This is a genomic window from Dapis hubbardiae BLCC-M172, from assembly GCF_050016015.1.
Lineage (GTDB): Bacteria > Cyanobacteriota > Cyanobacteriia > Cyanobacteriales > Microcoleaceae > Trichodesmium.
This window is the reverse complement of sequence record NZ_JBNHEQ010000127.1, coordinates 1-11,897: the sequence shown is the minus strand read 5'-3', so window position 1 is coordinate 11,897 and position 11,897 is coordinate 1. Positions and strand designations below refer to the sequence as shown.

Annotated in this window: 5 protein-coding genes; 4 read left to right on the top strand and 1 reads right to left on the bottom strand. The window is 38.4% G+C overall.

What is annotated here, in order from left to right:
- The first annotated feature begins 638 nt into the window (after positions 1-638).
- The 4 genes from ACP6PK_RS11390 (at position 639) to ACP6PK_RS11375 (ending at position 8,749) form a co-directional block, all read left to right on the top strand.
- Positions 639-1,685, top strand: a complete 1,047-nt coding sequence (locus ACP6PK_RS11390) for a threonine aldolase family protein (RefSeq protein WP_426559706.1) — start codon at positions 639-641, stop codon at positions 1,683-1,685.
- Positions 1,686-2,226: 541 nt separating this feature from the next.
- Positions 2,227-2,763, top strand: a complete 537-nt coding sequence (locus tag ACP6PK_RS11385; RefSeq protein WP_094677248.1) for a cyclic nucleotide-binding domain-containing protein — start codon at positions 2,227-2,229, stop codon at positions 2,761-2,763.
- A 333-nt stretch (positions 2,764-3,096) separates the two neighbouring features.
- Entirely contained in the window at positions 3,097-4,221 is a 1,125-nt protein-coding gene (gene ribD / locus ACP6PK_RS11380) for a bifunctional diaminohydroxyphosphoribosylaminopyrimidine deaminase/5-amino-6-(5-phosphoribosylamino)uracil reductase RibD (RefSeq protein ID WP_094677246.1), read from the top strand.
- Between the two features lie 1,066 nt (positions 4,222-5,287).
- Positions 5,288-8,749 (top strand): AAA-like domain-containing protein, encoded by a 3,462-nt coding sequence (locus ACP6PK_RS11375; RefSeq protein WP_426559705.1) that lies wholly within the window; start codon positions 5,288-5,290, stop codon positions 8,747-8,749.
- A 335-nt stretch (positions 8,750-9,084) separates the two neighbouring features.
- On the opposite strand, the gene ACP6PK_RS11370 is transcribed toward ACP6PK_RS11375, so the two are convergent.
- On the bottom strand, positions 9,085-11,897 hold a 2,813-nt coding region (locus ACP6PK_RS11370; RefSeq protein ID WP_426559704.1), incomplete at its 5' end, for an Ig-like domain-containing protein.

Below are 11,897 nucleotides of genomic sequence, written 5' to 3'. Positions count from 1 at the left end.
AACGTTAGTAGTATATACCTTCTATTGCTTAACTATTTTGTATAATATCATTCTTTTTTCTGATAATCAATATATTTTTAAATGTTTTTTGTGTGTGTTTTTATTAAGGTTTTATGAGAATTAAACTGAGTTGATAATTATATATATAAAATCTTAGTTTTTTGTGTAATTATTTACTATTTTTGAGTCAATATTAATTATAATAGTTGCCATTATTGGGGCGGATATTCTCACAGTTATTCTTATTCGCAACTTCGCCCCTTCTGACTTCTAATACCGTTTCACGGAAGTCAAAAGTCGTAGGGGCGAATGGCCATTTTCGGCTGTCGCCGACATGTTTCGGCGCTTGAGCCGACATGAATGCGGAGCATTCCGTCAGGAAAACGCCCCTACAAAAATCATGTATTAAGATTTTATAGACTCGAAACTTTGATGACACAGTAATTTCAGGAAATTATTTCATATCTTAAGTTTGAAACTAGAAACTATTTGTGACATCTTGAAAGTGAATTGATATAACTTCATTATATTTGGACTTGGTGTTCAGTAGGAAAAACTGTCCTACTAAAAAATACAAAGATGGTGGAAGTGTTCCATACTGGTAGAGTGTTTTAGATAAATTTAAAAATATAGGAATTATGAATTTTTGTAGTGATAATGTGACTGAGGTGTGCCCAGAAATTATGGCTGCTCTGATCGCTGCTAATGAAGGAGATATGATGCCTTATGGTGCAGATAAATACACTCAACGGTTAGAAGCTAAATTTTCATCAATTTTTGAAACTCTTGTGACAGTTTTCCCTGTTGTTACGGGTTCTGCTGCTAATGCTCTGGCTTTATCGGCGATCGCTCCAGGTTATGGAGCTATTTATTGTCATGCTGAATCTCATATTAATGTGGATGAATGTGGTGCTCCAGAATTTTATACAGGTGGTGCGAAGTTGGTGACACTCAATGGTAAAGATGCTCAAATTCATCCTTCTGAGTTGAGTAAAACACTAGAAAAGGCGGGTGCAGGTGTAGTACATCATGTTCAACCTGCTGCGGTTAGTATTACCCAAGCGACGGAAGCGGGAACAGTATATTTGCCTGAAGAGATATGTGAAATTGCTAAAATAATTCATGCTCATAATTTATATCTGCATATGGATGGGGCGCGTTTTGCTAATGCTGTTGCTAGCTTAGACTGTGCGCCAGCAGATATAACTTGGCGAGCGGGGGTAGATGTGCTTTGTTTGGGTGCAACTAAAAATGGAGCAATGGCAGCAGAGGCGGTAATCTTTTTTAATCAAGATTTGGCAAAAACATTTGCTTATCGTCGCAAACGTAGTGGTCATTTATTCTCGAAGATGCGATATTTGTCTGCTCAGTTGGAGGCTTATATTACTGATAATTTATGGCTAAAAAATGCTAGTAATGCTAACGAGATGGCAACTAAGTTAGCCCAAGGTTTGGTAGAGTTGCCTTTGGTAAGGTTGTGTCATCCTGTGGAAGCGAATGAAATTTTTGTAGAAATTCCTGAGTCTGTGGTTAATGGTTTGAGAGCTGATGGTTTTCAGTTTTATGTTTGGCAGGAGGAGGCTTTGCCAATAATTCGACTTGTAACTAATTTTAATACGAGTGATGAAGATGTTGATGCTTTTTTGAAAAGTGTTAAACGTCATTCTGTAGAAAATATGGAGTAGGGAGTAGGGAGTAGGGAGTAGAGAGTAGAGAGTAGGGAGTAGGGGGAAATAATTGATTTTATTTTTTGGCGTTGCTGAAACATGGTATGAAATTCCTAAATAGGGGTGTAAGTCAGACCTATTATTTTCCCTCTTTAAGGCGCGGAAAAAGCTCCTTTCTAGCTCCTGACTCGTGACTCGTGACTCCTGTAAAATCATACCTTTATCCAGCAACGCCTATTTTTTATTATTCGAGATGTCTAATAAAAATCTGGTAGACACCTCCAGAAAAGAGGGAGTCGGGAGCAGGGAGACTTACTCCTAACCTTTCCTGGGAGGGGAAAGGATTGATATTTTCTGTGGGATAATTGATTTTATTTTTTATTATTCGAGATGTCTAATAGATATCTAGTGAATCAAGATATAAACTTTTTGCGCATAGTAGGTAACAGGGAAAATATTTTTAGCCAGTGAAATAGAAACTAGAAACTTTGTCAGGTTTAGTGTCTCATATCCACTAAAATATAAGTTAAGTTACTATATATTTTTAAGCAAATATAATATGAGCAAAGTTCTAGCTATTTTAGGGGAATTAAGCGATCGTGACATTGATTGGATGATTGCTAATGGTAGTAAAGAAAAAATTACTGCTAATACTATATTAATTAATGAAGGCCAACCAATTGATGCTCTTTATATTGTGTTGGATGGGACAATGAAAGCTTATCTATCTGCGGTTGGGGATAAAGAAATAGGAATTATCGCTGCTGGTGAGGTTTTGGGAGAAATGTCTTTTGTGGATGGTCGTTTACCATCTGCTACTGTAAAAGCTATAGAGGATAGTTTAGTTCTATCAATTTCTAAACAGAAGTTAAATGAAAAATTAGAGCAGGATGTATTATTTTCTCTCAGATTTTATCGAGCAGTTACTAAGTTTTTATCGACTAGATTACGCGGTACTGTTACACGTTTTAGCAAGCATTCAGAGGTGGTATATCCAGACAGTCTGGAGAATCAGAATATTGAGACAGGAGTAGAAAATAGTGCTTTAGCTAGGTCTAGATATGAAACATTAATGGTCCGTCTTAAGGGTAGTTAATATTATGGCTGGATGAACAGTTATAAATAATTAGGTTAAAATTTAGAATTCAGAATTTAGAAGAAAATAGCAATTAAGGGGTAGGGGAAAATAATTGATGATTTCTGCGCGATAATTGATTTTATTTTTTATTATTGGATATGTTTCATTAATTGATAATTGATAATGGATAATTGATAATTACCTAGCCGTTAAAACCTTACGGGAATTGAAGATAAGGAAATTCAAGAGCACTTTTTTTTCCCTATCCAAGGGTAGGCTTTAAACCAGAATTATTTAATTATTAATAATTAATAATTCGGTAATGTTTAACTTGAAACTAAAAATCTAAAGATGTTGGAATTTGATGAGAGTGAAAATCAAGATAAGTTCGATCGCTTAATGATGGGTCATTGTCTAGAACTTGCCCGACGTGGTTTGGGAAAGACGGCCCCTAATCCTTTGGTGGGTTGTGCGATTACTCAAAATGGCCAAATTCTGGGTGAGGGGTTTCATCCTGGTGCTGGTCGTCCTCATGCAGAAGTTTTTGCTCTCAGAGAGGCGGGGGAAAAGGCGAGAGGTGCTACTGCCTATGTTAATTTAGAACCATGTAATCATTATGGAAGGACGCCTCCTTGTACGGAAGCTTTAATTGGAGCAGGTGTAGCAAGGGTGGTTATTGGCATGATCGATCCTAATCCTCTGGTTGCAAGTGGTGGTGTGGCAAGGTTGCGGGATGCTGGTATTGAAGTAGTGGTGGGAGTATTAGAGGCGGAATGTCGGGAACTGAATGAAGCTTTTATTCACCGAATGCTTTACCATCGTCCTTTCGGAATTTTGAAGTATGCGATGACTCTTGATGGGAAAATTGCTACTACTACAGGTCATAGTGCATGGGTGACTTCTCAGTCAGCACGGAGTGAAGTGCATAAGTTACGGGTTGCTTGTGATGCTGTGATTATTGGGGGTAATACGGTTCGGCGAGATAATCCATTTTTGACGAGTCGTAGGGATCGAGATGATAATCCTTTGCGGGTGGTTATGAGTCGTAGTTTAGATTTGCCTACAGAGGCTAATTTGTGGGATGTTAGTGAGGCTGAAACTTTAGTATTTACGGAAGTAGGTTCTAATCAAGAATTTCAGGAGTATTTGAGGCAAAAAGGGGTGGAGGTGGTGGAAACTTCTACTTTAACTCCAGGGGTGGTAATGGGTAATTTGTACGATCGCGGATTTCTTTCTGTTCTTTGGGAATGTGGGGGAACTTTAGCTGCTCAGGCGATCGCTGATGGTGCGGTGCAAAAAATCTGGGCTTTTATTGCTCCGAAAATTATTGGTGGGGAAATGGGAACTTCACCTGTAGGGGATTTAGGATTAACTAAAATGACGGAGGCTTTTGAGTTAGAAAATGTTAGTATGCGTACTGTTGGTTGTGATTATTTATTAGAAGGTTATTTGCAGCAGAAAAAGGAGAAAGTTTGAGTTCTTTTCAGAGATTTATATTAGCTTTGTATGGCAAAAATTTGATTTTTTTAGAATCAGCTAATATCATCTTCGGTTTAACACTTATCATTTAATATCATTTCCGTTGGTATCGTTTGTGTAAAAGTTAGGGAAATATCTACCTTATCCAAGATTTTTCCTTCTCTTACTACTTCTCTCCTAGATAACTAAAGCCTTCTCTATACAATACTGATGCTACCGGACATGATATAGCAATCCTAAATAGGTCGTGATAAATTAAAAAGTAGATAAAAAACTTGAAACTCCAGCCAGTTAAGTGTTCCCTCCATACCTAAAAAGCAGTAAGATTTTTGCCACAAATAAAATAGAGATATTCAACTAAATTAAAAAGAGAATATTACCGAATGATTAATAGTTATAGCAATCCTAAATAGGTTGCGGGTAATTAAAAAGTAGATAAAAAACCTGAAACTATAGCCTGTTCCCTGTTCCCTATTCCCTAAAAGCGTTAAGGTTTTTATACACAAATAAAATAGGACTGCTATAATAATTAATTGTTAATTACTGAACAAGATTTCAAGTATTTTTTTGACAAGTATTAGTCGGTTAGTAATTATTTTTCCTGCTTTTAACCTCTCCTGTAGGGACGTTGCATGCAACGTCCCTACCTACTTTCCACTAAGTAGGGCTGGCTGATTAAATTTTATAGCGCTACGCGCTAGGGAATAGGGAATAGGGAATAGGGAATAGTAGACTAATAAAGGGTTTTAGGATTGATAAATGTCAAGAGCCTTAATGCGTAGCACTATAAAGCATTGACAGGTAAAGGTTTTAGCCATTTTAGGTCTTGAAAAAGTACAAGGTTTTTGCTCCTTAAAGCTCAAAAAGTTAGGATTTTGGGTTGACTCATGGCTGAAAAATCAAGGGATAATTCTTCCTCCTGCCTCCTCTAAATTCCTTGCTCCTCCTGTCTCCTGTCTCCTGTCTCCTGACTCCTACCCCTTTTTCAGCAAACCCTAAGTATACCATTACTTTTGGAAATTGCTATAAATGCTGACAATTATAGAGATAAAAAAAGAGAAAAATGTATTCCTATCAAGTAGGTGGTAGTCTGGCAAATAATCACCCTACCTATATCAAAAGAAAAGCCGATATTCAACTTTATCGAGCGCTGAAAAAAGGAGAATTTTGTTATGTTTTAAACAGTAGACAAATGGGAAAATCTTCTCTGCTAGTCAGAACTATAAATCAACTTAAACAAGAGGAATTTTGCTGTAGTAGTATTGATATGACTCTGATTGGTGGTCAAAATATTACTCCGATTCAATGGTATAAAGGAATAGTGGCTGAATTGTGGCGGAGCTACAAATTATCCAAAACAATCAAGTTAAAATCTTGGTGGCATGACCTTGGTGATATTTCTGGTTTACAGGGTCTAAATTATTGTATAGAATTACTTCTCAAAGAAAAATTTCCCCAACAAAATATTGTCATATTTATCGATGAAATTGATAGTATTCTTAGTCTAGATTTTGCCGTAGATGATTTTTTTGCTCTGATTCGTTATTATTATAATCAACGTGCAATAGACCCAGAATATAACCGTCTCACATTTGCAATTTTTGGAGTAGCTACACCCTCAGATTTAATTGCAGATAAAAAACGCACACCATTTAATATTGGCAAATCCATAGAAATATCAGGTTTTAAACTGGCAGAAATACAGCCTTTCTTGGAAGGAATTAAAACTTATACAGATAACCCAGAAGCGGTATTAAGAGAAATATTATCCTGGACAAATGGGCAACCATTCCTCACCCAAAAAATTTGCTATTTAATCCAAATAACAGCATTATCAAATCCAAACAAACAAATTATAATTACCCCTGGCATGGAAAAATATTGGGTAGAATCATTGGTGAAATCCCAAATTATTGATAACTGGGAATATCAAGACGAACCAGAACATTTGAGAACAATTAGAGACCGGATTCTTCGGAACGAACAACGGGCAGGTAGATTACTAGGAATTTATCAACAAATCTTAGAAAATCTTCAAGTTTCCACAGATGATACTAGAGAAGAAATCGAACTAATTTTATCAGGGATAGTCATCAAAAACCATGATTTTCTAATAGTAAAAAACCGAATTTATCAAGAAGTATTTAATCTTGAGTGGGTAAAAAAACAATTAAATAAACTACGTCCTTATGGAGAAAATTTCCATCTGTGGATTAGTTCTAAACAAACGGATAATTCTTGGTTATTGCGGGGAAAAGCGTTAAAAGAAGCTCAAAAATGGAGCAAAGGTAAAAGTTTAAGTGATTTAGATTATCAATTTTTGAATATCAGTGAAGAAATAGATAGATTAGAAGTACAACAGACATTAGAAGCAGCACGACTCAAAGAAGTAGAAGCTAAATTAGTAGTTGAACAGAAAAATGCTAAATTGCAACAATTAATATTAGGCGTTGTCAGTTGTGCTTTGGTTGTTGCTACAAGCACAGGAATAGTTGCCTTATGGCAATATCGACAGGCGAGAATTAGTGAAATTAGGGCATTAGCAGCCTCTTCTCACGGTTTGTTAGCTTCCCATCAACAGTTAGATGCGATGATAGCAGCTATTAAAGCTAAACGCCGAATGGAGTCTTTGGGGGCAGTGGATGACAAAACTACAGAGCAAGTAGAAACAGCTTTAACTAGAGCAGTTTATGGAATTAATGAATTTAATCGCCTCATCGGTCATCAAGCCACTGTTTTGAGTGTTGATATCAGTTCAGATGGCAAATTAATTGCTACTGCTAGTGGAGACAAAACTGTGAAAATTTGGCACTCTAACAGCAGACTACTCAAAACCATCCAACATTCAGCAACAGTATATCGCGTTGCTTTTAGCTCAGATAATAAGTTCCTGGTTTCAGGAAGTTTAGATGGCACAGTTAAGTTGTGGAGTATTGATGGCAAACTGTTGCGGAATATTCAGGCACATAATTCCCCCGTCTGGGGAGTTGCTTTTAGCCCCAATAGTGAAATGATTGCTTCAGGTAGTGGCGATCGGACTGTTAAACTTTGGAGAGTAGATGGTACTTTGTTGACAACTTTAACAGTAGATAAACAAGTGGTTACGAGTGTAGCGTTTGATGCTCAAGGTGAAATTGTTGCTTCAGCAGGAGTTGATGGTTTAGTGAAACTCTGGAGTATTAATGGCAAGTTGCTGAAAATTCTCAAAGGACATCAAGCACCAGTTTGGAATGTGGCATTTTGTGAGAAAACAAATTTGCTAGTGTCAGTGAGTTCAGACAAAACGGCTAAACTGTGGCAGGTAGATGGAACTCTAGTGAGAACTTTCCAGGGAGACGATGTAATCATTGGAGTTGATTGTAATAAGAATGGTGAATACATTGCCACCAGTGGTAATGATAATGCCATTAAAATTTGGCACTCAGATGGAACTTTGCTCAGAACTTTAAGAGAACACAATGCAGTAGTTCGGGGTGTAGCTTTGAGCAGTGATGGTCTGATAGCAGTTTCAGCTAGTGATGATGGTACTGTTAAGTTATGGCGAAAAAACAAAAATTTGTTGAAACCTCTTTACGGACATAAGGATACAGTATGGGATGTAGCAACAAGTTCAAATGGAAAATTAATTGCTTCTGTGGGCGGTCGAAAACTCCTGCTGTGGCAACAAGATGGTAAATTTTTGCAAAAAATTAACGATTCAGACCAAGTAATTTCCTCTGTAGCTTTTGCTCCAGATTCACAGAGCATTGCTATGGTTAGTAATAATAAAGTTGAGCTTTGGGATATAGGGGATATTAAGACTGCCCAAGCACAACCTATGCGAGTATTGGCTGGACATCAAGCTATAATTTCCGCGATCGCCATTAGTCCTAATGGCCAAACCATTGCCTCCGCAGGAGATGACAAAACAATTAAGGTGTGGAATATTGAGGGTCAACTGCTCCATAGTTTTGTTGCTCATAATGAGAAAATTTGGAAATTAGCATTTACCCCAGATAGTCAAACTATTGTCTCCGCAAGTCAAGATGAAACAGTGAAATTATGGAAAACAGACAGCACACTTTTAACTAGCCTCCATCAAGGGGGTGGAATTTGGGGAGTTGCAATCAACCCTCAAGGAAATCTGATTGCCTCTGCCAGTCGGGATGATACTTTGAAACTCTGGAAATTAGATGGTACTCTGGTGAAAACAATTAACGGTCAGAGCAGGGGATTAACAAGAGTCGCATTTAGTCCTGATGGTCAAACTATTGCTACAGGAGGTGTTGATAATACGGTGAAGTTGTGGAATCTAGACGGGGAGTTACTGCAAAATTTACCTGGCCATGAGGGATCAGTTGTGAGTGTTGCTTTTACTGCTGATGGCAAATTTTTGGTATCTGGTAGCGATGACCGTGCAGTAATTTTATGGGATTTAGAGGAAATTCGTACCCTGAAAAAACTTGAGTATGCTTGTAATTGGGTGAGGGATTATTTGCGGATTAATATTGAGGTAAGTGAGGAGGATAGAAAGCTGTGTGGATAATTAATAATGGATAATAGATAATTGATAGGGTTTGCTGATTAATTCTGAAAAACTTACACAGTAATCATTTACAGTGATTTTCAGGTCAATGAACCACATAAAAAAATGATAACCTTGTAGGGACGTTGCATGCAACGTCCCTACTGTGGTCTATCCTGTTCCCTGTTCCCTGTTTCCTGTTCCCTACCTTTGCTATACAATACCGATGCTACCGGACATGATATAAAAGACTTTTTCAGCAAGCCCTAATTATACGAATAGGAACACAATAAATATTATTGTGTTCCTATTTCTAGGATGATACTCGATCTAGTGGTTATCAGATGAGAGAATGATTAGATATTAGTTAACTGAGTTATGATTTGTTCTTCGCTAATAACAATATTTTCTAGGGTAGCCAAAAGTTGATTATCCAAGAATATTTGAGTATTGTTGTCAACGTTTTGAATAGTTAACTGTTGTGGGTCTAAAACTAACCCATCATCTAAAACTACCAAATCTTCATTAATATTGAAGTCGGCAATGAGGTCTGCTCCTTGATCTAGGTTTAGGACGAAGCGATCGCTACCACTACCACCAATTAATGTATCGTTACCTTCCCCACCATCTAGCATATCGTCACCATCATCACCAAAGAGAAGATCATCATCAGCATTACCAAATATGGTGTCATTTCCTTCATCTCCGCAAATGGTGTCATTACCATCATCTCCAAAGAGAACATCGTCTCCAGCTCGACCATATAGGTTGTCATCACCTTTACCACCTCGTGCCGTATCATTACCAGTACCACTAATAATAGTATCTGCAGCATGGTTACCACTGAGGAAGTCATCTCCTGCACCACCATCAATTAAATCTTGACCTGATAGATCAAGCTCAATTAGATTCGCGTCACCACCAAAAATTGTGTCATTTCCTTCCTGTCCTAATATAGTATCGTTACCTTCTTCTCCAAACATTGAATCATTATCCTTACCTCCATACATGAAGTCATCATCGTCACCTCCATACAGAGTATCGTTACCACGACTAGCTGCTAGGACATCATTACCCAAACCTCCATAAACGGTATCTGCTCCAATAGCTGCTTCTGAAGAATTCGATACGGGATCGGCAATAATAAAATCATCGCCGTCTTCGCCCATAAGCATATCGTCACCTTCTCCTCCGAACATAGTATCGCTTTCTTTTCCACCACGAATGGTATCAGAACCTAGATCGCCTTTCAGTAAGTCATTACCACGGTTGCCATTAATTGAGTCGTTACCACTACCGCCGACAATGGTATCACTACCAAATACGTCTTTATCGGTACCACCTGTAGTACCACCCCAAAGAATATCATCACCATCTTCACCTAAGATAATATCATTGCCTATATCACCCCAGATTGTATCTTCTCCTTTACCTCCACGAATACTATCATCTTCCTTACCTCCAAAGATGATATCATTGTCTTCTTTGCCATTCACAAAGTCTTGACCACGGTCGGCAAAAATTGAGTCATCACCTTCACCGCCAAACAAGATATCAGGACCATCAATACCTTCTATAGTATCGTTACCACCTAAAGCATCAACAGCTTCATTGAATCCATTACTGGAGATAAAGTCATTACCTTCAGTACCAAATTGTACCTGTTCAGACTCACCTGAATTGAGAACAATAGATGGCATAGCAGGTAAATTTACAAGTTCTATAGTTGGAGCAGGGGGACATGAAAGGTCAATATCTACGGGTGGTTGTGTTGGGTCTGGAGTCGGAGTCGGAGTTGGAACATTGTTGACTGTGACTGTTATCTTGGCTTGATTTGAGAATCCTCCATCGTTGTCTTGCACTATATAGCGGATAGATGTGTTGCCGACAAAATCTGCTTCTGGAGTAAAGGTTACGTTGCCACTATCGTCTACTTGGTAGGTTCCTTCTCCTGCTATTGTTCGTGTTGTTTCCTTTTCTTTTGAATTTGGGTTTAGATCTACTGTTGTCAGGTCTAGTTCCCCATCGCTATCGCTGTCGTTATTGGTGATATTGAAGGTTACTGGGGTTCCTTGATTGGTTTCAGCACTGTCATCTAATGCTTCTGGCCTTATATTTTCGGGAATTGGAACGTTATTAACTATGACTGTAATATTGGCTTCATTGGAAGTTGCCCCTTCGTTGTCTTCTACTGTGTAGCTTATTGGTGTTGTTGTACCTACAAAACCATCTTCTGGAGTGAAGGTAATGTTTCCTTCCTCATCTACTGTGTAAGTTCCTTCTCCTTCTACTGTGCGTGTTGTTTGTCGTCCGTCTGTATCTGGGTCTAGGTCTACTGTGCTGGGGTCTATTGTCCCGTCACTATCACTGTCGTTGTTGGTGATGTTGAATGTTAATGGAGTTCCTTCGTCTGTTTCTACACTATCATTTACTGCTACTGGGGGTTCGTTGACGTTGTTGACTGTGACTGTAATATTGGCTTCATTGGAAGTTGCCCCTTCGTTATCTGCTACTGTGTAGCTTATTGGTGTTGTTGTACCTACAAAACCATCTTCTGGAGTGAAGGTAATGTTTCCTTCCTCATCTACTGTGTAAGTTCCTTCTCCTTCTACTGTGCGTGTTGTTTGTCGTCCGTCTGTATCTGGGTCTAGGTCTACTGTGCTGGGGTCTATTGTCCCGTCACTATCACTGTCGTTGTTGGTGATGTTGAATGTTAATGGAGTTCCTTCGTCTGTTTCTACACTATCATTTACTGCTACTGGGGGTTCGTTGACGTTGTTGACTGTGACTGTAATATTGGCTTCATTGGAAACTGTGCCTTCGTTGTCTTCTACTGTGTAGCTTATTGGTGTTGTTGTACCTACAAAACCTGCTTCTGGGGTGAAGGTGATATTTCCTTCATTATCTACTGTGTAAGTTCCTTCTCCGTCTACTGTTCGTGTTGTTTCTCTTTCTGGTGTACTTGGGTCTAGGTCTACTGTGCTGGGGTCTATTGTCCCGTCACTATCACTGTCGTTGTTGGTGATGTTGAATGTTAATGGAGTTCCTTCGTCTGTTTCTACACTGTCATTTACTGCTACTGGGGGTTCGTTGACGTTGTTGACTGTGACTGTGATATTGGCTTCATTGGAAACTATGCCTTCGTTGTCTTCTACTGTGTAGCTTATTG

Excerpts from the sequence above, each read along its gene's own strand:
- ACP6PK_RS11385 (WP_094677248.1), top strand. The coding sequence starts at position 2,227 with ATGAGCAAAGTTCTAGCTATTTTAGGGGAATTAAGCGATCGTGACATT.
- ACP6PK_RS11390 (WP_426559706.1), top strand. The coding sequence starts at position 639 with ATGAATTTTTGTAGTGATAATGTGACTGAGGTGTGCCCAGAAATTATG.
- ACP6PK_RS11375 (WP_426559705.1), top strand. The coding sequence starts at position 5,288 with ATGTATTCCTATCAAGTAGGTGGTAGTCTGGCAAATAATCACCCTACC.
- ribD (WP_094677246.1), top strand. The coding sequence starts at position 3,097 with ATGTTGGAATTTGATGAGAGTGAAAATCAAGATAAGTTCGATCGCTTA.